A 25,437-nucleotide genomic window follows, 5' to 3' on the forward strand; every position below is an offset into this window, starting at 1 on the left:
TCGCTTCGTTCGCGGGAACTCCGTTCGCTCGCGGTACGACTCGTTGTACTGAAGTCGTCGGTCGAGCGTGTGAACGTGGTTCGATAGACGCGTGCCGCGTGTGTAACACGGCGTTTAGCGCCGAGCCGTCAGCACTCGACCGGTTCGACCCATATCGTCGCCGGTTTCCCGTCGGGCACGCCGAGGAACGTCGCGTACGCGACGGCCTGCTCGGTGGTGCTTGAGTTTGCTGCGATGTGGACGTTTCCCTGTCCGGGGTCGATGAACGCCTGCCCTGCTGTGTAGGTCCGAGCAACGCAGTCACGCTCGTTGATGAGTTCGAGTTCTCCCTCGGTGATGGTCACGATAACCGGTCCGGGGTGGGTGTGCCACCCGGACGTCCCGCCCGGCTGCCAGGTCACTTTTGCGAGAACGACGCTCGACGCGTCGAACGGAAGCAGCGACGTGATGGGTCCCAGGTCGCTCTCTTCGTAGTCCACCAAGAACCCTGCAGCGACGCTGTCCGGGAACGCCGCATGAGGCGCGAGCAGTTCGACGCTGAATCCTTCGGGTTCGTCCACCTCGTTTCTCCCCGTTGGTTCGTTCTCGGAGCGGGACTGAGTCGCTGCCGCTGGTGCGTTCAACATGAGCGCTCCGAGCACGACTGCGCTGGTTTTCAGTACCGTTCGGCGGACCACACCACCCGTCGAGTCCGTCGCAGTACTTGTCTCGTCGTTTGTTTCACCGGTCTGATGGCTGTCGGTCGATGGCATGACGGGCGGGGTACGCTACCTGTCGGTATAAACTAGTCAGAGAGGTTACAATTGGGACTGTCCGTCTCGTGGCATACTCTCGTATAGGCCCGGCTGAGTTTGGGACGTGAGACCCACACTCTGCAGCTAGCACCACCCCACCCACACGTCCACTCCGCTGGCGTGCGCCTCAAGTACGCGCGACTCCACCATCGGACAATGAGTGACGCTGGGTCTCCGTTGCAGCCAGACCGGCCGGGGAAGGACCGACCGTTCCGTGTCGAGGCACCGTTCGACCCCGCCGGTGACCAGCCGGAAGCCATCGAGCAGTTGGCCGACGGCTACCGACAGGGGATGAGCGAACAGACGCTGCTGGGGGTGACGGGGTCGGGGAAGACCAACACCGTCTCGTGGGTCGTCGAGGAGATTCAACAGCCCACGCTCGTCATCGCGCACAACAAGACGCTCGCCGCACAGCTCTACGACGAGTTCCGGAACCTGTTTCCCGACAACGCCGTCGAGTACTTCGTCAGCTACTACGACTACTACCAGCCCGAGGCGTACGTCGAGCAGACGGACACCTACATCGACAAGGACGCCTCCATCAACGACGAGATCGACCGGCTACGCCACTCCGCGACCCGGTCGCTGCTGACGCGTGACGACGTCATCGTCGTCGCCTCCGTGTCGGCCATCTACGGTCTCGGTGACCCGCACACGTACGAGGACATGGCGCTGCGCCTCGAAGCCGACCAGTCCATCGACCGCGACGAACTCCTGAAACGGCTCGTCGACCTGAACTACGAGCGCAACGACGTGGACTTCACGCAGGGCACGTTCCGGGTTCGCGGCGACACCGTCGAGGTGTACCCGATGTACGGTCGCTACGCCGTCCGCGTGGAGTTCTGGGGCGACGAGATAGACCGGATGCAGAAGATAGACCCGCTCGAAGGCGAGGCGAAAGGCGAGCAGGAGGCCGTCCTCGTCCACCCGGCGGAGCACTACTCGCTGCCCGAAGCGCGCATGGAGGAGGCCATCGCCGAGATAGAGGACCTGATGCACGAGCGCGTGAGCTACTTCGAGCGCTCGGGCGACCTGCTCGCCGCCCAGCGCATCGAGGAGCGCACGACGTTCGACGTCGAGATGATGCGCGAGACGGGCTACTGCTCGGGCATCGAGAACTACTCCGTCCACCTCGACGACCGACAGCCGGGGGACGCCCCGTACACGCTGCTCGATTACTTCCCCGACGACTTCCTCACCGTCGTCGACGAGTCACACGTCACGCTCCCGCAGGTGAAGGGGCAACTCGCGGGCGATAAGTCCCGCAAGGACTCGCTGGTCGGCAACGGCTTCCGCCTGCCGACGGCGTACGACAACCGCCCGCTCAGCTTCGAGGAGTTCGAGGAGAAGACCGACAACCTGCTCTACGTCTCGGCGACGCCGGGCGACTACGAACGCGAACAGAGCGAGCAGATCGTCGAACAGATCGTCCGCCCGACGCACCTCGTCGACCCGAAGGTCGACATCTCACCCGCCGAGGGGCAGGTCGAGGACCTGCTCGACCGCATCGACGAGCGCATCGAACGCGACGAACGCGTCCTCGTCACGACACTCACCAAACGGATGGCCGAGGACCTGACCGAGTACCTCGAAGAGTCGGGCGTGGCCGTCGAGTACATGCACGACGAGACGGACACGCTGGAGCGCCACGAGTTGGTCAGAGGCCTCCGTCTCGGCGAGTTCGACGTGCTCGTCGGCATCAACCTGCTCCGGGAGGGGCTGGACATCCCCGAGGTGAGCCTCGTCGCCATCCTCGACGCCGACCAGCAGGGGTTCCTCCGCTCGGAGACCACGCTCGTCCAGACGATGGGGCGTGCGGCGCGAAACGTCAACGGCGAAGTCGTCCTCTACGCCGACGACACCACCGACGCGATGGCCGCCGCCATCGACGAGACCCAGCGCCGTCGTGAGATTCAACAGCAGTTCAACGAAGACCACGGCTACACGCCGACGACCATCGAGAAGGACGTCGGCGAGACGAACCTGCCGGGGAGCAAGACCGACACGAAGAACGTCGCCGACGTCGACCCCGACAGCGCCGAGGAGGCCGAGGAGTACGTCGCGGACCTCGAACGCCGGATGAACGAGGCCGCCTCCAACCTGGAGTTCGAACTCGCCGCCGACATCCGCGACCGCATCCGGACGGTCAGCGAGGCGTACGAACTCGACCGCGAGGAGGAGGGCGTCCCGGCACCCGCAGAAGAGTTCTGAGCGACGCTCCGGGCGACGCAGTGCGACGTGCTCAGTCCTCGCCGGGTACCGCCCCGTCCGACTCCGCGCTCGCTTCTACTTCGGAGTCACCGGCCGACGTCTCGCCGTCGACGGTCACCCCGCCGTCCGGCCCGTCGCGTTCGTTCACGTCGAGTTCGCCGTCACCGGACGCAGTCCGGTTGCCCGAGGGGTCGTCAGACCCCTCGCTGTCGCCGTCGTAGTCCCCGTCGAGCAGTTGCTCGCGGGGCGTCGTCCCCTTGTCGTCGACGGACATGTCCGCGTAGCCCTTCTCCATCCGGATGCCGTGCCACTCGACGCCCCACTCGGTGAGGCGGGCAACCGTCTGATTGGCCGCGTCCCACGGCCGGGCGGTCCAGACGATGATGGTGTGGCCCGCGTCGTACTGCTCGTCGACCCAGTGGACCATCTCCTCGTCGGGGGCCGGAGCCTCGGTCGTCCGGCCGTCCGGTCGTCCGGTCGTCCTCCTCGCCCTGCGTGAGCGTAGCGTCGAAGTCGACCGCGATGTGCTGCTGCTCGTTCATGCCAGTCTCGGGGAGGGTCACCCGGTCGGTGTATCAATCCGTGGCCAACAGCGGCGTGGTCGTCGACGCGTCGCAACTCCAGGCGGTCGTAAAACAAATTTGTTTTAGCTATTCCAAGCTCGCTTGGCAAACTTTATGGAGAGACCACGGTAGTGACCAGACAGCGCAAACTGCCGTCGTCGGTCGAGAGACGGCCGGAGACGGCGAGTGGCGACACTACCAATGAGTCAACGAACCAGTGACCACGACGGACTGCGCTCGGTCGTCGAGCGCGCACGCACCGGCTACGAGCAGGTCGTCGACGAGGCGGCGACGGACGAACTCGTCGAGACGGTCGAACGGAGCCTCCCGCGCGACGCGGACGCCCGGACGAGAGACGACGCCATCGTCGACGCCGCCAGCGCCCGCATCGAGCGCGACCCGGCCTACGAGCGCGTGGCGGCGCGGGTCGCCCGGTGGCGGTACTACCGTCGGCTGCTCGGAACCGTCCCCGAGGACGACGCCGCGTTCGCCGACGCCTACCGCGAGTCGTTCCGCGACAGCCTCACGAACGGCGTCGAGGCGGGGAGGCTCGACGGACGGATGACCGAGTTCGACCTCGACGCGCTGGCCGACGCGCTCCGTCCCGAACTGGACGAGCGACTGGGCTACGTGGCGATGGAGACGCTCGTCCAGCGGTACTTCCTCCGCGTCGACGACGAACCCACCGAACTCCCGCAGGTGTTCTGGATGCGGGTCGCGATGGGACTCGCGCTGAACGAGGACGACAGAACCGGCCGTGCTATCGAGTTCTACGAGACGATGGCCCGTCTCCGGTTCGTCCCCTCGACGCCGACACTGTTCCACGCCGGGACGAGCCACGCTCAGCTCTCCTCGTGTTACCTGACGACGGTCCCGGACGACCTCGACGCCATCTTCGACGCCTACGGCGAACACGCCAACCTCTCGAAGTGGTCCGGCGGTCTCGGCACCGACTGGACGCCCGTGCGGGCGACCGGCGCGACCATCGAGTCGACCGGGGTCGACTCCACCGGCGTCGTCCCGTTCCTGAAGATTTCGAACGACGTGACGGCGGCCATCAACCGCTCGGGGAAACGTCGCGGGGCGGCCTGTGCCTACCTGGCGTGCTGGCACCTCGACTTCCCGGCGTTCCTCGACCTGCGACGCAACACGGGCGACGAACGCCGCCGCACCCACGACATGAACACCGCGGCGTGGATTCCGGACCTGTTCGTCCAGCGCGTCCGTGAGGGCGGCCAGTGGACGCTGTTCTCACCCGACGAGGTGCCCGACCTCCACGAGACGTACGGCAGCGCGTTCGTCGAACGCTACGAGGAGTACGAAGCGCAGGCCGACGCGGGCGACATCGAGCAGTTCGAGCGGGTCGACGCCGCCGACCTCTGGCGGAGGACCCTCACCCGCCTGTTCGAGACGGGCCACCCGTGGCTCACGTTCAAGGACCCCTGTAACGTCCGCTCGCCACAGGACCACGCGGGCGTCGTCCGCTCGTCGAACCTCTGTACGGAGATTACGCTCAACACGTCGGCCGAGGAGACGGCGGTCTGCAACCTCGGGTCGGTCAACCTCTCGCGGCACGTCGTGGACTCCGGCGCGGACGAGGCGGCAGACGCCACGGTCGGTGACCGCGCGGCGACGCTCGACCGAGCGCGTCTCGCCGACACCGTCGAGACGGCGATGCGACTGCTCGACAACGTCGTCGATCTGAACTTCTACCCCAGCGAGAAGGCCGAGCGCTCGAACCTGCGCCACCGGCCCGTCGGTCTCGGCGTGATGGGGTTCCACGACGCGCTCACCGCCCTCGGCGTCCCGATGGCCAGCGAGGCGGCGGTCGAACTCGCGGGCGACCTGCAGGAGCGCGTCGCGTATCACGCGATTCTGAACTCCGCTCGACTGGCCCGCGAACGCGGCACCTACGAGAGCTACGCGGGGTCGAAGTGGGACCGCGACGTCTTCCCGCAGGACACCATCGACCTGCTCGAACGCGAACGCGGCGAGTCGGTGGCCGTCGACCCCGAGGAGTCACTCGACTGGTCGACGGTCCGCGAACACGTCGCCACCCACGGGATGCGCAACTCCAACACGATGGCCGTCGCACCGACGGCGACCATCTCGACCATCGCCGGGACGACGCCCTCGGTCGAACCGCGCTACTCCAACCTCTACGTCAAGTCGAACATGTCCGGCGAGTTCACGATGCTCAACGAGCGCCTCGTCGCGGACCTGAAACGCGAGGGCCTCTGGGACGACGGGATGGTCGACCGCCTGAAGTACCACGACGGGTCGGTTCAGGAGATAACCGACGTTCCCGAGTCGGTTCGAGAACGCCACCGGGGCGCGTTCGAGATAGACCCACGCCACCAGATTCGAGTCGCCGCCCAGCGCGGCGTCTGGATAGACCAGAGCCAGTCGCTCAACGTCTTCTTCCCCGGCACCGACGGGAGCGTCCTCGACGACGTCTACCAGCGCGCGTGGGAGTCGGGGCTGAAGACGACCTACTACCTGCGAACGCTCGGCGCGAGTCAGGTGGAGAAGTCGACGCTCGACCTCTCGGAGTACGACGGGACACAGTTCCGGGACCGAGGTGACGACGGAGAGGACACGGCCACAGACGGGACTGACGGGACCGGCGAGACCGACCCGTCCCGTGACCTGCCGAGCGTCGAGGACCCGACCTGCGACGCCTGCCAGTAGCGACCGACGAGACGAATCGCCCGACGACCACACTGCACACCCACATCACTGATGCCGATTCTCGACACCGACGGAACCCACGACCCGAACAAGATACTGCCCATCGACTACGACTGGGCCCGCGAGTACTACCAGGCCGGCGTCGCCAACAACTGGACGCCCGAGGAGATACCGATGGGTGACGACGTCGACCAGTGGACGGGCGACGCGCTCACCGACGCCGAACGCCGCCTCGTCGAGTGGAACCTCGGGTTCTTCTCGACGGCCGAGTCGCTCACCGCGAACAACGTCGTCCTCGCCGTCTACGACCACGTCACCGCCCCGGAGTGTCGCCAGTACCTCCTCAGACAGGCCTACGAGGAGGCCATCCACACGGACACGTTCATCTACTGCTGTGACTCGCTGGGGTTCGACCCGGAGTACCTCTACGGGATGTACGACCGCATCCCCGCCATCGAGGCGAAAGACGACTTCGTCGTCGACCTGACCCGTGCAGTCGACGACCCGTCGTTCACCGTCGACTCAACCGCCGACGTGCGCGAACTGCTCCGTGACCTCGTCGGCTTCTACGTGGTGATGGAGGGCGTGTTCTTCTACGCCGGGTTCGCGATGATGCTCGCGCTCAAACGCCAGGGGAAGATGGTCGGCGTCGGCGAGCAGTTCGAGTACATCATGCGCGACGAGTCGCTGCACGTCAACTTCGGTGTCGACCTCGTCGGGCAGATTCGCGCCGAACACCCCGACGCGTGGAGCCCCGAGTTCGGCGAGGAGGTCGTCTCCCTCGTCACCGACGCCGTCGACCTCGAACGGGGCTACGCCCGCGAGGCGTGCCCACCCGACGTGATGGGAATGCACCCCGAGAGCTTCGAGGAGTACGTCGAGTACGTCGCCGACCGCCGCCTCGGACAGCTCGACCTGCCCGAGCAGTACGGGACGGAGAACCCGTTCCCGTGGCTATCGGAGTCCGTCGACCTCAACAAGGAGAAGAACTTCTTCGAGACGAAAGTCACCGAGTACCAGAGCGGAGGATCCCTCGAATGGTGAGCGAGGCCACGACCCTCGCGCCGGTACCCGAGACCGCCACACTCGTCGACTCCTACACCGAGATGAGCGAGATTCTGATGCCCAACCACACGAACAACCTCGGGCGGGCGCTCGGCGGGTCGGTGCTGCACTGGATGGACATCTGTGGAGCCATCGCGTCACGGCGGTTCGCCCGTCGACAGGTCGTCACGGCGTCGATGGACCACGTCGACTTCCTCGCGCCCATCACGCTCGGCGACGTCGTCACCGTCGAGGGCTACGTCTTCGAGACGGGCCGCGCGAGCATGGACGTGCGCGTGACCGTCCGGGCGGAGCGACCCGCAGCGGACGAACGCCGCGACACCGCCACCTCGTTTTTCACCTTCGTCGCGCTAGACGACGAGGAGACGCCGACGCCCGTGCCGACACTCGACTGTCCCGACGAGCGCCAGCGTGCGCTCAGAGACCGAGCGCTCGAACAACGGTCCCGCAGACGACGGGACCTCGCGGAGGGGTAGTCCGCGACTCAGTTCGACTCGGGGTCGGGTTCCGCCCCCTCGACGGCCTCGTCGACCGCCTCCTCGATCTCGATACTCGTCATCTCGACGTCGCTCTCGACGCCCGCGGCGATGTCGGTGATGTCGTCCAGACCGAGCATCTCGCGTGTCTCGCTGTCGAAGTCGTTGGTGTCGAGGGTCGCCGGCACGCCGTGGTCGGTCCCCGAGAGGTGCTTGCCGTAGCGCCCGAGTAGCGACGTGAGTTCCTGGGGCAGGACGTACGTCGTCGAGGGCGACTTGCCGATGTCGCTGAGCGTGTCGAAGCCCTTGTCGATGATGGCCCGTTCGCCCATCGACTCCGCGCTCTTCGCACGGAGGACCGTCGAGATGGCGTCACCCTGCGCTTCGAGGACCTGTGCCTGCTTCTCCCCCTGCGCACGGATGATGTTCGACGTCTTCTCCCCCTCGGCACGTTCGACGGCGCTGACGCGTTCACCCTGTGCCTCCAGAATCATCGCCCGGCGGTGACGCTCGGCGCTCGACTGCTGTTCCATCGCGTTCACGACTACGGCGCTGGGCATCACCTCGCGGACCTCGACGGCCTCGACTTCGACGCCCCAGCGGTCGGTCGGCTCCTGTAACTCCTGGCGGATGAAGTCGTTGATGTCCTCACGCCGCGAGAGCGTCTCGTCGAGCGCCATGTCGCCGATGGCCGCCCGGAGCGTCGTCTGGGCGAGGTACGACGTCGCCCGCCGGTAGTCGTCCACTTCGAGGAACGCACGTTCGGCGTCGACGACGCGGACGTAGACGACGGCGTCGGCGGTGACCGGCGAGTTGTCGCGCGTGATGGCCTCCTGGGTCGGGACGTCGAGCGTCTCGGTCCGCATGTCGAACGCGTAGGTGCGGGAGATGAGCGGCGGGACGAAGTGCAGACCGGGGTCGAGGAGGCCCTTGTTCGCGCCGAACACCGTCAGGGCGCGGTTCTCGTACGCCTGGACGAGTTCGATGGAGTCGACGAAGAGCGCGAGCACGGCGAGCGTGAGGGCGATGCCGACGGCTGCCAGCGACGAGACCGGTAGCATGCCGGTGAACCCCAGCGCGAGGACGGCGCCGGCGACGACGAACAGGTACCTGCTCCAGCGCGGCACCGGTCGGTCGCCGCCGGCCCCGTACCCGGTGCCGAGGTTGTAGTCGCGGGTCGAGGACCCGGCGGAGCGACCCGAGCGGCCGCTGGAGGCTCGACCCTGGTTCGTCTCCCCCTCGCCCACCGCCTGGCCGAGTTTGTAGAAGACGCTGTCGCGGGACCCACTCATACGTTGACTATCGGTGACATACACCTAAGCGTTTCGTGGGCGCGACACCGATACCACCGGCGACGCGAAGTCCTCGCGTCCCCTACCGACCACATGAACGTCGTGTTCCACTGTTCGAGCGGCGACGGCGCCGACCACGGCCACGCCCTCGCCAACGCGCGGAACCTGCTGGCCGACGACACCGTCACCGTCGACGAACTCGCCGTCGTGTTCAACGGCGAAGCGGTCCGGGCCGTCGCCGAGAACGCACCACACGCCGACGAGATTCGGGGAATCACCGACGACGTGCGGTTCGTCGCGTGCTCGAACTCGCTGGCGAGCCGTGACCTCCCCCCGGAGACGCTCGTCGACGGCGTCGAACTCGGGAGTTCGGGCGTCGGAACGGTCGTGAAACTGCAGGCGGCGGGCTATCACTACGTGAAGGTACCCTGAACGCCGACCTCGACACGAACGTCCCCGGTGACGCGCCGTCCCAGCGTCTCACCCCGACGCGCGATGTTCCGAGAAGCTACTCCGACAGCACGCCGTCACCGGCGGTCCGTCCCCAGTTCAGCCCGTTCGAGATGAACGTCTTGTGGCCCCGCCGGAGCCGTTCGGAGGCCGCCTGATGCGAGATGCCGAGTTCCTCGGCGATACCTTCGATGTCGATGCGCCGGGGGATGTCGTAGTAGCCGCGGTCGAGCGCCAGCACGAGCGCCTCGTACTGCTCGGTCGAGAGGCCGAACCGGCCGCTCCGTGTCCCTTCCATCTCGTAGATGTTGTTCACCTCGACCGCGAAGTTCGACGCCGTACAGAAGTCGTAGGTCGCCGACAGCGAGTCCCGCGTCGGAAAGAGGAGGCGGAACTCCCAGCGCCCGTCCCGCCCGCGAGCGCTGAGAATCGTCGACTCCCCCTCGACGAGCATCTGTGCGAGCGCTCGAATCTTGTACACCCACTCCATCCGGTAGAAGAACTCGCCGTCGAGGTCTTCGAGGAGTTCGAACGACCCGACGGAGCCGTCGGCCTCGAACGCCGCTTCGAGACCCTCCCGGTCGGCACCGAGCGCCCAGACGTACGGGATGGCCGTGCTCTTGTCCCGAGCGACGATCTTCACGGGTTCGAACATCGCGGACGGAACCGCCTCGAACGTCTCCCACAGCGCGAACTCGGTCGCCGGCACCTCGATCTCCGCGATGGTGCTCATAACGCTTCCACGCGACCGACCGAGTTATACTGCCGGCTGTAACCCTCCTGGTGATTTCGGCACCACGAGGTGCCGACTCCCTCCACGACGGGGCGGTCGTCAGTATCGAGACCGGCCGAACGGAGACGGAGCGGACAGCCCGTGACGGCCCATGGACGGGTTTATAAGCGAGCCGGTCACTCCGGACGCGGTGTCGACCGGGTCGACGACGGCCGGTCCGGGACGATGCGGACCGAGAGACGCTGACACGGGTATTCGACGGAGTCCGGTGAGCGGCCGCGAGGAGTAGTCCGTGGGTGGCGATCGCGTCGGGGGACGGGCCGGGAGACGACTCGTCCGCGAGTCGGCAGTGATGTGCAGGGACAGACTCCCTTCGCTGGCCCGCCTGCTTCCGGTGTGACGGACGGGCGCTGACGCCAGGCCCGCCGCCGTCGGACGATAGACAATGGCAGAAACCACGAAACACACGACCGAGATGACGCGCGAGGAACTGGCGAACTACCTCAGAGGAGTGGCGGAGGAGTTCGAGCACGACGACAGGACGACGGTGAACGTCGGTAACAAACGAGTGGAACTGAACCCGGCGTCGACGGTCGACTGCACGGTGAGCGTCGAGGAGAAGTCCCGACTGCTGGGGAGCGACTCGGAGACGCTGACCATCGTCGTCGACTGGAAGCTGGGGGGAGACTGAGATGGTCGAACCGCTCGTCTTGCAGGTCGACGCCGGGGACGAGTCGCTCGTGGGGGCGTTGTTCGTCTTCCTCGTGAACCTGCTGGTCGGGACCGTCGGTATCCGCCTCGGCGCACGCCTCGTCGTCGACAGCGACACGGGCTACCGTCGTGCGGCGGTGACCGCCCTGTTGGGTGCCGTCGTCTGGGCCGTCGTCGCGTTCGTCTTCGACTGGATACCGGTTCTCGGCCCGCTCCTGTCGCTCCTCGCGTGGGTTGGACTCATCAACTGGCGCTACGAGGGCGGCTGGCTCACGGCGGCGGGTATCGGTCTCGTCGCGTGGCTCGTCGTCGTCGGTATCCTCTACGTCCTCGCCGCGCTCGGCGTCATCGGGTTCTCGGCGCTGGGCGTGCCGGGAGCGTAGGACCGACCGCGGCACGCCCACGCGACGTTCTGCGCCGCCTGCCGACCCGGCTACAACCGTTTTCTCAACGTCTCGGCCGTCTTCTCGCCGACGCCGGGGACGCTCGTCAGGTCGTCGTGGCTCGCCGACCGGACGTTCTCGACGCTGCCGAACCTCCTGAGCAAGCGCTGGCGCGTCTCCGGGCCGACACCGGGGACGTCGTCGAGGACGGTCTTCACCTCGTCGCGGACGTGCTGGTGGTACTGGACGGCGAAGCGGTGGGCCTCGTCGCGCACCCGTTGAAGCAGGTGGAGGTGAGCGGCGTCGCTCGGCCAGCGCTGTTCGCCGTCGGGCGTGACGACGCGCTCCTCGCGCTTGGCGAGGCCCACGGCGGGGACGTCCCACCCGGCGTCGGCGAGCGCCTCGCGGGCCGCGTCGAGTTGTCCCCGGCCGCCGTCGACGAGCAACAGGTCGGGGTCGGGTCTGTCGTCGCGTGCCTGCTCGCCGTCACGACCCTCCACCGCACGGGTCGCCCGCCAGTGGACCAGGTCGTACATGTTCGCGTAGTCGTCGTTGACGTCTTCGAGGCGTTTGCGGCGGTAGTCGGCCTTCTCGGGCGAACCGCCGACGAACGTCACGTCGGAGCCGACGACGGCCTTCCCCTGGGCGTGGCTCACGTCGAACCCCTCGATGCGCTCGACGGCACCGAGGTCCGGGAAGCTCCCGCGCAGTGCGTCTCGGAGGTCACGGGCCTCGTCGCGCATCCCGACGCTCCGACGGGCGTTCTTGAGCGCGAGGTCGACGAGGGTGGCCTCCCGGCCTGCGCCCGGAATCCGGACGGCGACGCCTTCGCGCTCCAGCCAGTCGGTCACCTCGGTCCCGTCGGGACGTTCGGGGAGGAGGAGCGCGTCGGGTAGCTCCCGCTCGGCGTAGTACTGCGGGACGAACGCGCTGAGGACGCTCGCCACGGCCTCGTCGGCGTCCGGGGCGTCCATCACGTGCCGTTCTCGGTCCACGAGTTGCCCGCGCTCGCTCCGGAGGCGGGCGACGGTCGCCCGGTCGCCCTCGACGGCGACGCCGAGGACGTCGACGGTGCGCTCGCCGCCGCTCGGCCCGCTGACCGCCGCGCTCGCGCCGCCGTGGAACGCCTCGACCGCCTCCAGTCTGTCCCGCAGGTTCGCCGCCCGCTCGAAGTTCTCCTCGTCGGCGGCCTCCTCCATCGCGCGACGGAGCGGGTCGGCGAGGACGCCGGTCTCGCCCTCGAAGAACCGAGTGACGGACTCCACGTCCGCGAGGTAGTCGCTCTCGCCGATTTCGCCCGTGCAGGGGGCGGTACAGAGACCGATGTCGTAGTCGAGACACGGACGAGACCGGCCGCTGAACTTGTGGTCCGAACAGCCCCGCACGCCGTAGGTCTCTCTGAGGGCCTTGACGACGACGTCGACGCGGCCCTTGTCGGTGTAGGGGCCGTAGACCGTCGCCGAGTCGTTCGGGTCGCGGGTCACCTCGATGCGGGGGAACTCGTGGTCGGTGAGCTGGACCAGCGGGTAGGACTTGTCGTCTTTCAGCCGGACGTTGTAGCGTGGCTGGTGGCGTTTGATGAGGTTCGCCTCCAGCAACAGCGCCTGCGTCTCGGTGTCGGTCACCGCGAAGTCGACGCTCGCGGCGCGCTCGACCATCCGGCGAATCCGGGCCGAGCGCGGGTCCGCGTAGGAGCGCACCCGGTCGCGTAGCTCGACGGCTTTGCCGACGTAGAGGACCGTCCCGTCGTCGTCGAGGAACTGATAGACGCCCGGTTCCCGTGGGAGGGCACCGGCACGTGTGCGCACCGCGGTCCCGTCCATCCGTTTCGAGGCACGGGCCGAAGGGGTAAGAGCGTACCGTGTGCGGTGGCGGTCGGTGGCTCCTCCGGGCCGAACCGATTTGCGCGACGCACCCCTCACGCCGGGTATGGACGAGGAAGCCCCCGGCGAACCGGGAGGAGTCGGCGACTGGGTCGTCGAGTCCTCACGCTCGCTCGGCGTCGGCGGGACCACGGTCGGCTACGACCGACTCACGCGACCCGACGGCGAGCGGGCGGGGGCCGGCTGGGTCGAACACCGCGCTTCGGTGGCCATCGTCGCCCGCCACGAGGGCGACGTGCTGTTCGTCGAGGAGTACCGACCCCGACTCCGGGAGACGGTCCTGACGTGTCCCGTCGGGAGCGCCGAACGCGAGGAGTCGCTGGCGGCGGCCGGCCGACGCGAACTCCGCGAGGAGACCGGGTACGAGGCCGAGCACGTCGAGGTGCTGGCCGAACACTACCCCGTGGCGTGGCTTCGGTCGACGCGTGGGGCCGTCTTCGCCGACGGACTGAGACGGGTGGGACAGGACCTCGACGACTCGGAGTTCGTCGACGTCCACCGCGTGCCGGTCGAGGAGGCGCTCGACCGCGCACTGAACGGCGAGGGGCCACGGACCGCGTGGACGCTCCTGCCGCTGTTGCTCGCCCGCGAGGGGGACCTGCTGTGAGCGGCGGCGGAGGAAGCCACAGCTACAAACCGTCCCCGGAGGTACTCCGAACCATGACCGAGGACGACGGCGAGCGGGAGGCGGCGGAATCGGCCACGGGGACGGTCCGGGTGTGGCTCGTCGAACGCGACTACGACGACCGGAACCTCGTGACACTCGTCTACGCGACGCCCGACGGGGAGCGCTACCAGCGCCACGAACGCTCGGCACACCTCCTCTCGAGCCAGGGCGTGACGGCGGCCACCGACGCCGACCCGGCGGACCTCGAATCCGTCGACGACGAGGAGCGCCGGGAACGGTACGCCGAGGAGGTCGACCGGGTCCGCGAGCGCCACGACCCCGGCGACACCCTCTGAACGGGACGGCACCCGGACGACTCCCGGACCTGTCCATCGGACACCGACACTGGCCGTCGTACGGGTGTCAACGGTTCTCGGAGTAGCAACGATTATCACGAGAGCTTCACAAATCTGGCGCGTATGCCCGCGATAGATGTCGACGGCGTCACGAAGCGGTTCGGTGGCGGCGTCACGGCTCTCCAGGACCTGAACCTCACCGTCAAGGAGGGGGAAATCTACGGCTTCCTCGGCCCCAACGGGGCGGGGAAGTCGACCACTATCAACATCCTGCTGGACTTCATCCGGCCCACCGAAGGGTCGGCGACGGTGCTGGGGATGGACGCACAGGCCGACTCGAAGGCCGTTCGACGGCGCGTCGGCGTCCTCCCGGACGCCTACCACGTCTACGAACGGCTGACCGGTCGCCAGCACGTCCAGTTCGCCATCGACTCGAAGGAGACGGGCGAGCGTCCCGAGGACCTACTGAACCGTGTCGGTATCAGCGAAGCCGCCGACCGCAAGGCCGGTGGCTACTCGAAGGGGATGGCCCAGCGCCTCGTGCTGGCGATGGCGCTCGTCGGCGACCCCGACCTGCTCATCCTCGACGAGCCGTCGACGGGGCTGGACCCGAACGGTGCCCGCGAGATGCGCCGTATCATCCAGCAGGAGAACGACCGTGGGACGACCGTCTTCTTCTCCAGCCACATCCTCGAACAGGTCGAGGCCATCTGTGACCGCGTCGGTATCCTCCACAACGGCGAACTCGTCGCCGAGGACTCCATGGAGAACCTGCGGGCGAACATCGGCTCCGGGTCGACGCTCACCGTCACCGTCGACGAACCGACCGAACCCGCCGTCGAGGCCGTCCGCGACGTCCCCGGCGTCAGCGAGGTGAGCGTCGACGGCACCAGCATCGTCGTCGTCATCAGCGACGCCTCGAAGACGAGGATCCTCGAAGCCATCGAGGAGAACGGCTGTGAGGTGCGTGACTTCGCCACCGAGAAGGCGTCGCTCGAAGAGCTGTTCGCCACCTACACCGAGGGTGGTCGGGACGGCCTCCGGAACGGAACCACGCCGACCGCGACCCAGGACACGACCGAGACGGAGGCCCGACGGTGAGCTGGGGAGCCGTCGCACGCAAGGACTTCAGCGACGCCGTCCGAGTCCGGTGGTTCTGGGCACTCGGTGCGCTGTTCGTCGTCTTCGCAGGCGGCGGTGCGTACCTCTACGCCGAGTTCTTCTCGGCGTTCGGCGAGACGACCGGCATCGGCTTCATCGGGTTCCTCAGCGCCGCGACCGGCATCCTCGTCCCCGTCATCGGCCTCGTGCTGGGCTACAAGACCATCGCCGGCGAACGCGAGTCGGGCAGTCTGAAGCTCCTGTTGAGCCTCCCCCACACCCGTGGTGAGGTCGTCGCCGGAAAACTCGTCGGCCGGAGCGCCGTCGTCAGCATCGCCATCCTCGTCGGCTACCTCGTCGCCCTCGTCGTCGGCCTCGCGCTGTTCGCCGAGTTCAGCGTCGTCGACTTCCTGACGTTCACCGGCCTCTCCGTCCTCCTCGCGTGTGCCTGGATCGGTATCTCGCTCGGTCTGTCGACGGCGACGGGGTCGACCTCGCGGGCCGCCGTCTTCGCCTTCGGTTTCTGGCTCGTCGTCCAGTTCCTCTGGGACATCGTCGTCACCCTGCTCGTCTGGGCGGTCAACGGCTTCTCGCTGGAGGCGCTCGGGAACCTCCCCGACTGGGCGCTGTTCCTCTCGGTCATCATGCCGAACAGCGCGTTCAGCAACGCCAACGGCATCGTCGCCGACTCGCTCGGGGCGACCGGCCAGTCGACGCCGTGGTTCACCGAGCCGTGGTTCGGCCTCCTCGTCCTCGTCGCCTGGGTCGTCGTCCCGGTCGGTCTCGGCTACCTCCGGTTCCGGAACGCCGACCTCTGAGCACGAGGTAGCTTTTTCACCCGACGGTCCAGACGGGCCGTATGGTCCGAAAGTCGTACTTTCCTCCACGGAGTGAGCGCCGATGAGCGGCGTTCGCTCGGTCGTCAAGAAGGACTTCAACGACGCGCTCCGGTCGCGCCGGTTGCTGGCGCTCGTCGCGCTGTTCGTCCTGTTCATCGTCGGCGCGGAGTACCTGCTCGTCGAGGTCATCGGCGGCGAAGTCACGTCCGCCGAGGCGCTCGTCGTCTCGTTGCTCTTCCCGACGATGCTGCTCGTCCCCCTCATCGGGCTGGTCACCGGCTACAAGGCCATCGCGGGCGAACGCGAGTCGGGCAGTCACAAGCTCCTGTTGACGCTCCCACACTCGCGGGCCGACGTGGTGCTGGGGAAACTCATCGGTCGAACCGCCGTCGTGTTCGTCGCCATCCTCGCGGGGTTCCTCGCCGGCGGCGTCGTGGCGTTCGCGCTCCTCGGGAGCTACGAACTGACGCCGTTTCTCGTCTACCTCGCCATCACGCTGCTCTACGCGCTGGCGTTCGTCTCGCTGGGTATCGGCATCTCGGCGTCGACCGGTTCGACGAGCGTCGCCGTCATGGCGAGTTTCGGCGCGTTCCTCCTGTTCCAGTTCCTCTGGAGCTTCCTCGTCGGCCTCGTCGACGACCACCTGTTCCCCGAGACGAACCCCGAGTTCCTCCAGGCCATCGCCCAGTTCAGCCCACTCAGTTCGTATCTGACTGGCATCAATCGGTTCCTGAACGACGGCCCCGTGCCCGACCTGCCGTACTACCAGGAGGGCTGGTTCGCCGTCCTCGTCCTCGTGCTGTGGGCGACGGTCCCCGTCACCGTCGGCTACCTGCGGTTCCGCAGCGTCGACATCTGAGCCGTCGGCCGTCCGAACCTTCTTCTCGGAGCACGCGGCCAGCGCCGCCGTGACCTGAGCGTCGACACCGGACGGTTCGCGGGAGCGGGGCACACCACCCCGGCGGTTGGAAGCCGTGTGACGACCCGTCCGGCGAGTGCAGTCCGTCGCCCGTTCGCCCTACGAACCGAGTTCGTCGGTGACGTCGATACCGAACTCCTCGGCCAGCAGCGCCTCGAACTCGGCCTGTGAGAGGACGGGGACGTCGTTCGCCTCGGCGTCGTCGAGTTTCGACTGCCCCGCGCCGTCGGCCGCGACGAGGTAGTCGGTGTTCCCCGAGACGCTGGCGGTGGCGTTCGCGCCGTGTCGTTCGACGAGGTCCTGTGCCTCACCACGCGTCAGCCCCTCCAGCGACCCCGTGAACACGAACGTCGACCCCTCCAGCGCCGCGCCCGTCTCGACGTCGACGGTCTCGGGCGAGACCCCCCGCTCGCGCAGGGCGTCGACGACCTCCCGGTTGCGCGGGGCGGCGAAGAACTCCCGAATCTCGTGGGCGACCGTCTCGCCGACGTCGTCCACCTCGCGGAGGTCCTCCTCCGTCGCGTCCATCACCGCGTCCAGCGTGCCGAAGGTGCGTGCCAGCGACCGGGCGGTCGTCGGCCCCACCTCGGGGACGCCCAGTGCCGTCAGGAAGTCGTCGAGCGGCGGCTCCGTGGCGGCCGCCAGTTCGGCGACGAGGTTCTCCGCGCTCCGCTCGCCCCACCCCTCCAGTTCGGCGAGGTCGGCCACGTCGAGGTCGTAGAGGTCCGGGATGGACTCGACGAGCCCCGTCTCGACGAGCCGGTCCAGTCTCTGCTCGCCCAGTCCCTCGATGTCCAGCCCACCGCGCGAGACGTAGTGCTCGATGGCCCGCCGGAGCTGTGCCGGACAGCCCAGCCCGCCGGTACAGAACGCCAGCGGACCGTCGTGTTCGACCGGCGAGTCACAGACCGGACAGGCGTCGGGGAACGCGAAGTGCTCCGTCTCGGCGTTCTTTTCGACCACCTCCGCGACGTACGGGATGACGTCGCCGGCCCGCTCGATGCGGACCCGGTCGCCGACGGCGACGCCCAACTGTCGAATCTGGTCGGGGTTGTGGAGGCTCGCCCGCGAGACCGTCACGCCCGCGACGTCGACCGGGTCGAGCAGCGCGACCGGTGTCAGTCGACCGGTCCGGCCGACCTGCACGACGACGTCCCGGAGGGTCGTCTCCTCGGTCCGAGCGGGCAGTTTGTAGGCGTACGCCCACCGCGGCGCGCGGGAGGTGCTCCCCAGACGGTCACACTGGTCGAGGTCGTCGACCTTGAGCACCGCGCCGTCGACCTCGTAGTCGAGGTCGTCCCGGTCCTCGACCAGCGTGTTCCGGTAGGCGATAGCCCCCTCGATGTCGTCGACGAGGTCCGTCCGGTGGTTGGTCTTCAGCCCCCACGCCGGCAGCACGTCCTGTCGGCCGTGCTGGGTGTCGAACTGGTGTGTCGAGTCGAGTACGTCGAAGAAGAAACAGTCCAGCGGGCGCTCGGCGGTGACGGCGGGGTCCAACTGTCGCACGGTGCCCGCCGTCGCGTTGCGCGGGTTCGCAAACGGGTCGTCACCGCGTTCGACGCGCTCGCGGTTGTACTGCTGGAACGCCTCGCGGGGCATGAAAATCTCACCGCGCACGGCCAGGAACTCCGGGTAGTCTCCCCGCAGGCGGAGCGGCACCGAGCGAATCGTCCGGACGTTCGCGGAGATGTCGTCGCCCTTCTCGCCGTCTCCTCGGGTCGTCGCGCGGACGAACTCGCCGTCCTCGTAGACGACTTCGACGCTCACGCCGTCGAACTTCGGCTCGCAGAAGTACGCGACGCTCGCGCCGGCGTAGGCGTCGAGCGACGCCTGTCCGTCGCCCCCACCGTCGTCGCTCCCGTCGTCACCCCTCGCCTGCGAGAGCCCCAGTCTGTCGTGGACCCGCCGGTCGAACTCCCGGACGTCCTCGACGTCGCCGCTGGAGTCGATGGAGCGCATCGGTGCGACGTGCTCGACGGTGTCGAACTCGTCGAGCGGTTCGCCCCCGACGCGCTGGGTCGGCGAGCCGTCCGTGTCGAGGTCGAACGCCGCTTCGAGGGCCTGCAACCGCGAGAGCAGGGCGTCGTAGTCCCGGTCCGAGACGACCGGGTCGGCCTCGCGGTAGTACCGGTCGTCGTGGTACCGGATGGCCTCCCTGAGCTGTTCGGCCTGCTCGCGGGCCGTCGCCTCCTCGATGTCGTCGACCGGGTCGAACTCCGTCGGTGGGTCCGCCACGTAGGGGTTGTCGGGAGCCTCCCGAGCGTCCGCACTCATTGCGTGTGGGTTGGTATTTGGGGGTAAAAGTCCGCCTGTTCGCGGTCGGGTGTTTGGGGGACGGTGGGTACAGGCGGGTCCGGCGCGGCCGTCGGGAACACCTCGAAAGCCCCGTGCTCTCGCTGTCTGCAACTCGCTGCGCGCTTCGCTCACTCCGTTCGCTCCAGTGCTTGCGTCGTCTCGGGGAAGGGACGACGTAAGCACCACAGCGAGCGAGGAGCGCAGCGAGGCCCCCGACCCGAGACGACGGGGGCTTTCGAGGTGTTGGCAGAACCACCTCCTGTCTCTCCCTCCGAAACGCAGACTGCGGAGAACGCCTCCCCAAACCCCAGGCGAGGTTTGCGAAGACGGCGACGTTTATCCGCTGGCCGTCCAACTGCCGACCATGCCCGACGACGACTTCCTACTGCTCAATCCGGGCCCGGTGCCGCTCTCGGAGGACGTCCGAACCGCGATGGACGGCCAGATGGTCTCCCATCGCTCGGCGGCGTTCGAGGCGATCTACGAACGCGCACAGGACGGCCTCGACGAGATATTCACCCGCTCGACCCTCTCGGGCGAGTCCACGGGCGACGGGACCTCCCTCGTCCTCAACGGGACGGCGACGATGGGGATGGAGATGGCCGTCTCGAACCTCGTCGGTCCCGACGACGAGGTCGTGGCGCTGGTCAACGGGAAGTTCGGCCGTCGGTTCGCCCGCATCGCCGACCGCTATGCGACCGTCACCCGTGTGGAGGTCGAGTGGGGCCAGTCGTTCGACGTGGAGGCCGTCGAGGCGGCCATCACCGACGAGACGGCGCTCGTCACCGTCGTCCACAACGAGACGTCGACGGGCCTCCTGAACCCCGTCTCTGCCGTCGGCGAACTGACCGCGGAGTACGACACGCTGTTCGCCGTCGACGGCGTCACCTCGGTGGGCGGCGACGTGTTCCGCATCGACGACTGGCACGTCGACGTCGCCATCACGGACGGGCAGAAGGCGCTCGCCGCGCCGCCCGGCATCAGCGCCGTCTTCGTCACCGAGCGTGCGGCCGAGGCCGCTCACGAGCGGAAGGAAGCCAGCGACGGCGCGGGCATCCCGTTCTACTCCGACATGCCGTGGCACCTCCGGAAGGCCGAGCAGCACCAGACGCCGTTCACGAGCGCCGTCCCGCTGTTCCGGGCGCTCGCCGTCGCCGTCGATGAGATCCACGAGGAGGGGATGTCCGACCGCATCGAACGCCACCGCCGACAGGCCGAGGCGTTTCGTGATGGGTTCGCCGCGCTCGGTCTGGAGGCGTTCCCGGACGCCGACGGCCCGACGGAACTGTCGAACACGCTCACCGCCATCGCCCTGCCGGAGGCGATTCGTGGCGACGACGCGACGGCGTTCTTCGACGCCGTCGCGGAGCGCGACGTCAGCATCTCGGGCGGGCAGGCTCACCTCGGCGGCGATATCTTCCGGGTGAGCAACATGGGCCACCTCACACCCGAACAGGTCGCCCGCGGCGTGCGGACGGTCGGCGAGGCGCTGGGCGACGTCGGCGTCGACTGCGACCCCGAGGCGGGCGTGGCGGCCGTCGAGGACGTGCTGAACGGGTAGCCCGGACGTCGTTTTCGACGCGAGAAGCCGGCCGCTCACCGGGGTTCCGAGAGCGGTCGGAGAACGCGACACGAGTCGACGACACCGACTGGTTCGACTGGCGACCGCTCCTTTCCCGTCGGGGGAAGCGAGCCAGGTCGGGGTCGATGCGAAGCATCCCTGTTCTCATACCGCATCCGTCCGCGAGGCCCCGGAGGGGTCGGGAGCGAGCCGTGAGAGCGCCGGGAGCGCCGCCAGCGCCAGCGCGACTTCGAGGCCACCGACGACGACGAACGCGAGGGTGTAGCCGAACTCGCTGGCGAGGACGCCGCCGACGACGATGCCGACGAGGAAGCCCAGCGACCCGACGACGTTGTACCCGCCCATGGCGACGCCTCGCTCGTCCGGACCGGCGAGGTCGGTCACGAGCGCCATCGTCGCGGGGGCCATGAACGCGCCCGTGACGCCGGTGGCGACGAGCGCCAGCGCGGCGAGTGTGACGGTGGGCATGAACACCACGGTGACGACGACGACGCCGTAGAGCGTCGAGCCGAGCGCGATGGGAATCCGCCGACCGATACGGTCGGAGACGACGCCCATCGGGTACTGGAGCAGGGCGAACGGCGCGAAGAAACACGCCAGCACGAGGCCCGTCGTCGCGGCGTCGAGCGCGAACGCCTCGCGGAGGTAGACGGTGCCGACGAGCGCGAAGAACCCCGCGGTGAGGCGGTCGATGAACCCGAAGGCGTACGGGAGGGCGAAGGCGGGACGGTCACGAACGAGTGCGAACGCGGCCAGGAGCGTCTCCCGACGGTCGCCCGTCTCGGGCCGGGGCGTGTCCGAGCGGACGAGCAGGACGACGAGGCCGGCGAGTGCGAGCAGGAGGGCGGCCGCGACGATGGGTGCGAGCGGGTCGACGCCGGTCAGGCGACCACCGACCGGAGCGCCCATCGCCGTCCCGAGACCGATGGCGATGCCCGCCGCGCCCATGTTGCGGCCGTGGCCGCCGTCGAGGTCCATCAGTGTCGTCATCGCCAGCGAGAACGCGCCGATGGTGAACGACCCCTGGACGAACCTGACGAGGAGGACGGTCCCGAAGCCGGTTCCCCGTGGGAGGGCGGCGAGGACGAGGTAGCCGACCGCTCCGCCGAGCGCACCGGCGGTTATCAGCGGGATGCGCCGGCCGAGGCGGTCCGAGAGCGCCCCCCAGAGGCCCGCGAAGAGGACGAACCCGGCGAACTCGCTGGCGAGGAACCACGTGCTCGCGTCGAGGTCGGTCGTCGCACCGAGCGCACCGACGAGGTCCGTCACGCCGGGGTACAGCAGTACCTGCGCGAACAGCACGGCGAAGACGGTAGCGGCGAGGACGACACGTGCACGGCGAGTGGACACGCCACTGGGTAGGGCCTGCGCCCTTCTAACGGCGTCGTCTTCGACATTCGGGAGCCGAGCAGGCGACGGTGGATCGCAGATACCATTCAGATATGAATGGATACGCTCACGCGAGCGAGATAGTCCGGGCGCAAAACGGTGGCTCGACGGCGCTCACCGAGCACATCCGCGGCGTACAGTCATTCGTTGGTTGCAACGAAATGCTTGAACTTGTGAACGAACACTACCGAACGATTGAATTCACCGGCGTATTTTTTCTGAAACAGGTAATTGACGGGGGATACCGTTCTCGCAACAATACAGTCTTCGCAGATATTGCGACAGACACCACAATCTATTTAAATTAGTCGCGGCCCGTGTCGTCCCGAGACATGTCGGAGCGAACCAGTGGACGTAACGGTCCAGCGAGTGGCGACACTACTGCGACCGATGAAGCGGACGAATCGAACGACGTGAACGACGGGCTGCTCGGTCGGGTCGACCGACGGCAGTATCTGAAGCTCGGGGCGGCAGCGGCGGCCGGTGCAGTCGGAGTCTCGGGGGCTACGGCCGCACAGACGCGAGACGGCGTCTCGTTCGACCGGGTCGTCGACGCGGTCGACGACCTCGGGATGGACCCGAACGGGAACGAACCGATCGACTCGAAACTCGACCGGGCGTGGCGGAGCGGGACGCTCATCGAGTTCCCGGCGGGTGACTACCTCGTCACGGAGCAACACGGCTACTTCAGCGACAGGAACGTCGGCATCGTCGGGAAGACCGGCGACCGCTCGGACGTGCAGTTCGTCTTCCCGGACGGCTACGACGACCGGTTCCTCGTCGTTCGGTTCGGTGGCGACTGGCTGTTCAGCGACTTCACCATCCAGCAGTCCGACGACCGCAACACCGGCGTCGGGTGTACGTTCGCGCCGAACGACGGCATGACCATCCGGAACGTCGAGATCGACGGGTACAACCCACGGAACAAGCAGCGTGGGCTGAACATCGCCGTCTACGACAGCGGCGGCGAGGCGACCATCGACGGCTACGTCCGGGTCGGGGAGAGCGCGGTCGGTAACTACCCCTCCGGGACACAGGCGATGCTCGTCCCGACGGACCACAAGGGGACGCTGAACATCCGCAACTCCCGCGTCGAGAACGCGGGCGAGAACGGCATCTACGCCAGCCGTGGGTCGGGCGACGTTCGCATCGAGAACTGCTACTTCGCCAACAACGACATCGCGTCGGTCCGTATCGCCGGGGGCGGGTCGTACGTCAAGAACTCGACGTTCGTCGTCGACACGGACAACACCTCGAACAGCGGGGACTACGACAACGCCCGTGGTATCTGGCTGGAGTCCGGAGCACAGGACTACAGCGGCGGACTCGTCGAGAACTGCGAGTTCGTCCTCCGGTCGGCGGACAACTCCGGAGGCCTCCTCCGAATCGCCGGGTCGGCCAGCGACGTGACGATCCGTGACTCCCGGTTCCGCAACACGACCCGGTTCAACACGATCTACGCCGAACCCGGTCCCGGCTCCATCACCGTCGAGAACTGTAGCTTCACCGACGACGGGACGAACCCGCGTCAGGACTACGGCTCCATCGGCATCGACCAGCGGAACGGGTCGACCGTCTCCGGGTGCTGTATCGACACGGGCGGGTCCCGGAACGGTGTCGTCGTGATGAACGCCAGTAGCTGTACGGTCCGGCGCTCGACCATCGACGTCGGTGGCCGAGCGGTCGTCTCGCGTGGGTCGAGCGTGGCCACCTCGGGCATCTCCAACAGTGGAAGCTGTCCGCTCCCCTCCGACAGTGGGAGCGGCGCGGGCGGTAGCGCCGGCGGTTCCTCCGGCGGGTCCGACGACGAGGACACCGGCGACGAGGACACCGACGACGGGAGTTCGGGCGACGACGGCTCCTCGTCCGACGACGGCGGGTCGTCGAACGACGGGTCCGACGACGAATCGAGCGACGGTGGCGACGACGGCCGTGGCGACGCCCCGAGCGGGACGCGGACGCTCAAGCTGAGCTCCGATAGCCTCTCGCGGTACGAGTTCACCGTCAGCGGTGACCTCTCGTTCGACGACGCCTTCGGGACCGAAGACGCCCTCAGCGGGTCGTCCAGTCGAGGCGTCCTCGCGGGCGGCACCGACAAGTACGAGTTCAGCGGCGAGATCACCTCGTTCACCATCGAGGGCTCGCCGACGGTCCTGCTCGACGGCCAGCGCGTCGACCCGGACTCCCTCGGCGGCGGGGCCAACGGCGGGAGCGACGGCGGGTCGAGCGGCGACTCCTCGTTCGACGACGACGGGTCGTCGAACGACGGGTCCGACGACGAATCGAGCGACGGTGGGTCGGCCGGCGGCGACGAGAGCGACTCGGGCGGCTCCTCCGGCGGCACGATGCACTCGCTCAAGCTCTCCGACAGCGCGGTGTCGCCCTACGAGTTCACCGTCAGCGGTGACGTCGCGTTCGACCCGTCGTTCGGGAGCGAAGACCGCATCGACGGCTCGACGGTGAGCGGCGTGCTCGCCGGCGGCACCGACAAGTACGAGTTCAGCGGTGAGATCACCTCGTTCACCACCGAGGGCTCGCCGACGGTCCTGCTCGACGGCCAGCGTGTCGACGCTGCCTCGCTCGGAACCGGGGCCAGCGGCGGGAGCGACGGCGGGTCGAGCGGCGACTCCTCGTCCGCCAGCGACGACGGGTCGGCCGACGACTCGGCGAACGAGAGCGACGACAGCGGGTCGTCGAACGATGGGTCCGACGACGGTGGCGACGAAGCGCAGGGTTCGTCGAGCGGTGGCGAACTCGCCAACACCGTGTTGCTCCGCTCGCAGGACCTCGCGCCGTACGACATCGAGGTCAGCGGCGACATCGCCTTCGACCCGAACTGGGGGACCGAGGACTCGGTCTCCGACAGCAGTGCGAGCGGCTTCCTCAACGGCGGCGGTGACGCCTACCGCTTCTCCGGGGAGATAACCAGCTTCGAGTACGAGGGCGACGTCGAGGTGCGCCTCAACGGCGAGGACGTCGACCCGAGTTCGCTGGGGAACTGACCGGCTGAGGCAGTCCCGCGGTCTTTCGACTACCCGCCGGGACGGCGACGCACCATCTGCATGACAGCAAGCGTTGCCGTAACTGGCGGTTATTT

General features: G+C 67.9%; 21 protein-coding genes. 14 read left to right on the forward strand and 7 right to left on the reverse strand.

Annotated elements, in window-relative coordinates; genetic code table 11:
* Positions 1-128: 128 nt before the first annotated feature.
* Positions 129-560 (reverse strand): cupin domain-containing protein, encoded by a 432-nt coding sequence (locus GQS65_RS07315; RefSeq protein WP_199268417.1) that lies wholly within the window; start codon positions 558-560, stop codon positions 129-131.
* Positions 561-950: 390 nt separating this feature from the next.
* Between GQS65_RS07315 and uvrB the strand changes: the two genes are divergently transcribed.
* Positions 951-3,005 carry an excinuclease ABC subunit UvrB gene (gene uvrB / locus GQS65_RS07320; RefSeq protein ID WP_158204001.1) on the forward strand — a complete coding sequence of 685 codons (2,055 nt, stop codon included), beginning with the start codon at positions 951-953 and terminating at the stop codon, positions 3,003-3,005.
* Positions 3,006-3,036: 31 nt separating this feature from the next.
* Here the strand turns inward: uvrB and GQS65_RS21350 are convergent, their stop codons facing one another.
* A complete protein-coding gene (locus GQS65_RS21350; RefSeq protein ID WP_199268418.1) occupies positions 3,037-3,432 on the reverse strand; it encodes a hypothetical protein in 396 nt (131 codons plus the stop codon).
* 337 nt (positions 3,433-3,769) lie between these two features.
* On the opposite strand from GQS65_RS21350, the gene GQS65_RS07330 reads away from it, so the two are divergent.
* From GQS65_RS07330 to GQS65_RS07340, 3 genes are read left to right on the forward strand one after another with little or no spacing between them, the layout of a single operon-like run.
* Positions 3,770-6,259 carry a ribonucleoside-diphosphate reductase subunit alpha gene (locus GQS65_RS07330; protein WP_158204002.1) on the forward strand — a complete coding sequence of 830 codons (2,490 nt, stop codon included), beginning with the start codon at positions 3,770-3,772 and terminating at the stop codon, positions 6,257-6,259.
* A 51-nt stretch (positions 6,260-6,310) separates the two neighbouring features.
* Positions 6,311-7,303: a ribonucleotide-diphosphate reductase subunit beta gene (locus tag GQS65_RS07335; protein WP_158204003.1), complete on the forward strand. Its 993-nt coding sequence runs from the start codon at positions 6,311-6,313 to the stop codon at positions 7,301-7,303.
* Entirely contained in the window at positions 7,297-7,800 is a 504-nt protein-coding gene (locus GQS65_RS07340; protein ID WP_199268419.1) for an acyl-CoA thioesterase, read from the forward strand. Before GQS65_RS07335 ends, GQS65_RS07340 begins: the two co-directional genes overlap by 7 nt.
* Before the next feature lie 8 nt (positions 7,801-7,808).
* Here the strand turns inward: GQS65_RS07340 and GQS65_RS07345 are convergent, their stop codons facing one another.
* Complete coding sequence (locus GQS65_RS07345; protein WP_158204004.1) at positions 7,809-9,092, reverse strand: SPFH domain-containing protein; 1,284 nt, start codon at positions 9,090-9,092, stop codon at positions 7,809-7,811.
* 93 nt (positions 9,093-9,185) lie between these two features.
* Between GQS65_RS07345 and GQS65_RS07350 the strand changes: the two genes are divergently transcribed.
* Positions 9,186-9,524 (forward strand): DsrE family protein, encoded by a 339-nt coding sequence (locus tag GQS65_RS07350; RefSeq protein ID WP_158204005.1) that lies wholly within the window; start codon positions 9,186-9,188, stop codon positions 9,522-9,524.
* 76 nt (positions 9,525-9,600) lie between these two features.
* On the opposite strand, the gene GQS65_RS07355 is transcribed toward GQS65_RS07350, so the two are convergent.
* Complete coding sequence (locus tag GQS65_RS07355; protein WP_158204006.1) at positions 9,601-10,275, reverse strand: helix-turn-helix domain-containing protein; 675 nt, start codon at positions 10,273-10,275, stop codon at positions 9,601-9,603.
* A 445-nt stretch (positions 10,276-10,720) separates the two neighbouring features.
* On the opposite strand from GQS65_RS07355, the gene GQS65_RS07360 reads away from it, so the two are divergent.
* Together GQS65_RS07360 and GQS65_RS07365 are read left to right on the forward strand one after the other, a co-directional pair.
* Positions 10,721-10,966, forward strand: coding sequence for an amphi-Trp domain-containing protein (locus tag GQS65_RS07360; protein ID WP_158204007.1), 246 nt, complete (start codon positions 10,721-10,723; stop codon positions 10,964-10,966).
* Position 10,967: 1 nt separating this feature from the next.
* On the forward strand, positions 10,968-11,369 hold the full coding sequence (locus tag GQS65_RS07365) for a hypothetical protein (protein ID WP_158204008.1): 402 nt from the start codon (positions 10,968-10,970) through the stop codon (positions 11,367-11,369).
* A 50-nt stretch (positions 11,370-11,419) separates the two neighbouring features.
* Here GQS65_RS07365 and GQS65_RS07370 read toward each other — a convergent pair whose 3' ends face one another.
* Complete coding sequence (locus tag GQS65_RS07370) at positions 11,420-13,192, reverse strand: excinuclease ABC subunit C (protein WP_158204009.1); 1,773 nt, start codon at positions 13,190-13,192, stop codon at positions 11,420-11,422.
* Between the two features lie 106 nt (positions 13,193-13,298).
* On the opposite strand from GQS65_RS07370, the gene GQS65_RS07375 reads away from it, so the two are divergent.
* From GQS65_RS07375 to GQS65_RS07395, 5 genes are all read left to right on the forward strand, one after another.
* On the forward strand, positions 13,299-13,859 hold the full coding sequence (locus GQS65_RS07375; protein WP_158204010.1) for an NUDIX hydrolase: 561 nt from the start codon (positions 13,299-13,301) through the stop codon (positions 13,857-13,859).
* A gap of 53 nt (positions 13,860-13,912) precedes the next feature.
* Positions 13,913-14,215, forward strand: a complete 303-nt coding sequence (locus tag GQS65_RS07380) for a hypothetical protein (protein ID WP_158204011.1) — start codon at positions 13,913-13,915, stop codon at positions 14,213-14,215.
* Between the two features lie 123 nt (positions 14,216-14,338).
* Positions 14,339-15,316, forward strand: coding sequence for an ABC transporter ATP-binding protein (locus tag GQS65_RS07385; protein ID WP_158204012.1), 978 nt, complete (start codon positions 14,339-14,341; stop codon positions 15,314-15,316).
* A complete protein-coding gene (locus tag GQS65_RS07390) occupies positions 15,313-16,134 on the forward strand; it encodes an ABC transporter permease subunit (RefSeq protein WP_158204013.1) in 822 nt (273 codons plus the stop codon). The genes GQS65_RS07385 and GQS65_RS07390 overlap by 4 nt, the downstream gene beginning before the upstream one ends.
* 82 nt (positions 16,135-16,216) lie before the next feature.
* On the forward strand, positions 16,217-17,014 hold the full coding sequence (locus GQS65_RS07395; RefSeq protein WP_158204014.1) for an ABC transporter permease subunit: 798 nt from the start codon (positions 16,217-16,219) through the stop codon (positions 17,012-17,014).
* 159 nt (positions 17,015-17,173) lie between these two features.
* Here the strand turns inward: GQS65_RS07395 and ligA are convergent, their stop codons facing one another.
* Complete coding sequence (ligA, locus tag GQS65_RS07400; RefSeq protein WP_158204015.1) at positions 17,174-19,348, reverse strand: NAD-dependent DNA ligase LigA; 2,175 nt, start codon at positions 19,346-19,348, stop codon at positions 17,174-17,176.
* Positions 19,349-19,733: 385 nt separating this feature from the next.
* Between ligA and GQS65_RS07405 the strand changes: the two genes are divergently transcribed.
* Positions 19,734-20,930 (forward strand): pyridoxal-phosphate-dependent aminotransferase family protein, encoded by a 1,197-nt coding sequence (locus GQS65_RS07405; RefSeq protein WP_158204016.1) that lies wholly within the window; start codon positions 19,734-19,736, stop codon positions 20,928-20,930.
* 165 nt (positions 20,931-21,095) lie between these two features.
* Here the strand turns inward: GQS65_RS07405 and GQS65_RS07410 are convergent, their stop codons facing one another.
* Positions 21,096-22,301, reverse strand: a complete 1,206-nt coding sequence (locus tag GQS65_RS07410; RefSeq protein ID WP_368279933.1) for an MFS transporter — start codon at positions 22,299-22,301, stop codon at positions 21,096-21,098.
* A 452-nt stretch (positions 22,302-22,753) separates the two neighbouring features.
* On the opposite strand from GQS65_RS07410, the gene GQS65_RS07415 reads away from it, so the two are divergent.
* Positions 22,754-25,342 carry a right-handed parallel beta-helix repeat-containing protein gene (locus GQS65_RS07415; RefSeq protein WP_158204017.1) on the forward strand — a complete coding sequence of 863 codons (2,589 nt, stop codon included), beginning with the start codon at positions 22,754-22,756 and terminating at the stop codon, positions 25,340-25,342.
* The last annotated feature ends 95 nt before the right edge of the window (positions 25,343-25,437 follow it).

The organism is Halomarina oriensis, assembly GCF_009791395.1.
Lineage (GTDB): Archaea > Halobacteriota > Halobacteria > Halobacteriales > Haloarculaceae > Halomarina > Halomarina oriensis.

Bases quoted from the DNA above. Each gene is read 5' to 3' on its own strand.
- GQS65_RS07375 (WP_158204010.1), top strand. From the start codon at position 13,299: ATGGACGAGGAAGCCCCCGGCGAACCGGGAGGAGTCGGCGACTGGGTC.
- GQS65_RS07385 (WP_158204012.1), top strand. From the start codon at position 14,339: ATGCCCGCGATAGATGTCGACGGCGTCACGAAGCGGTTCGGTGGCGGC.
- GQS65_RS07335 (WP_158204003.1), top strand. From the start codon at position 6,311: ATGCCGATTCTCGACACCGACGGAACCCACGACCCGAACAAGATACTG.
- GQS65_RS07330 (WP_158204002.1), top strand. From the start codon at position 3,770: ATGAGTCAACGAACCAGTGACCACGACGGACTGCGCTCGGTCGTCGAG.
- GQS65_RS07340 (WP_199268419.1), top strand. From the start codon at position 7,297: ATGGTGAGCGAGGCCACGACCCTCGCGCCGGTACCCGAGACCGCCACA.
- GQS65_RS07365 (WP_158204008.1), top strand. From the start codon at position 10,968: ATGGTCGAACCGCTCGTCTTGCAGGTCGACGCCGGGGACGAGTCGCTC.
- GQS65_RS07380 (WP_158204011.1), top strand. From the start codon at position 13,913: ATGACCGAGGACGACGGCGAGCGGGAGGCGGCGGAATCGGCCACGGGG.
- GQS65_RS07345 (WP_158204004.1), bottom strand. From the start codon at position 9,092: ATGAGTGGGTCCCGCGACAGCGTCTTCTACAAACTCGGCCAGGCGGTG.
- GQS65_RS07350 (WP_158204005.1), top strand. From the start codon at position 9,186: ATGAACGTCGTGTTCCACTGTTCGAGCGGCGACGGCGCCGACCACGGC.
- uvrB (WP_158204001.1), top strand. From the start codon at position 951: ATGAGTGACGCTGGGTCTCCGTTGCAGCCAGACCGGCCGGGGAAGGAC.
- GQS65_RS07355 (WP_158204006.1), bottom strand. From the start codon at position 10,275: ATGAGCACCATCGCGGAGATCGAGGTGCCGGCGACCGAGTTCGCGCTG.
- ligA (WP_158204015.1), bottom strand. From the start codon at position 19,348: ATGAGTGCGGACGCTCGGGAGGCTCCCGACAACCCCTACGTGGCGGAC.
- GQS65_RS07405 (WP_158204016.1), top strand. From the start codon at position 19,734: ATGCCCGACGACGACTTCCTACTGCTCAATCCGGGCCCGGTGCCGCTC.
- GQS65_RS07370 (WP_158204009.1), bottom strand. From the start codon at position 13,192: ATGGACGGGACCGCGGTGCGCACACGTGCCGGTGCCCTCCCACGGGAA.
- GQS65_RS07360 (WP_158204007.1), top strand. From the start codon at position 10,721: ATGGCAGAAACCACGAAACACACGACCGAGATGACGCGCGAGGAACTG.
- GQS65_RS21350 (WP_199268418.1), bottom strand. From the start codon at position 3,432: ATGGTCCACTGGGTCGACGAGCAGTACGACGCGGGCCACACCATCATC.
- GQS65_RS07395 (WP_158204014.1), top strand. From the start codon at position 16,217: ATGAGCGGCGTTCGCTCGGTCGTCAAGAAGGACTTCAACGACGCGCTC.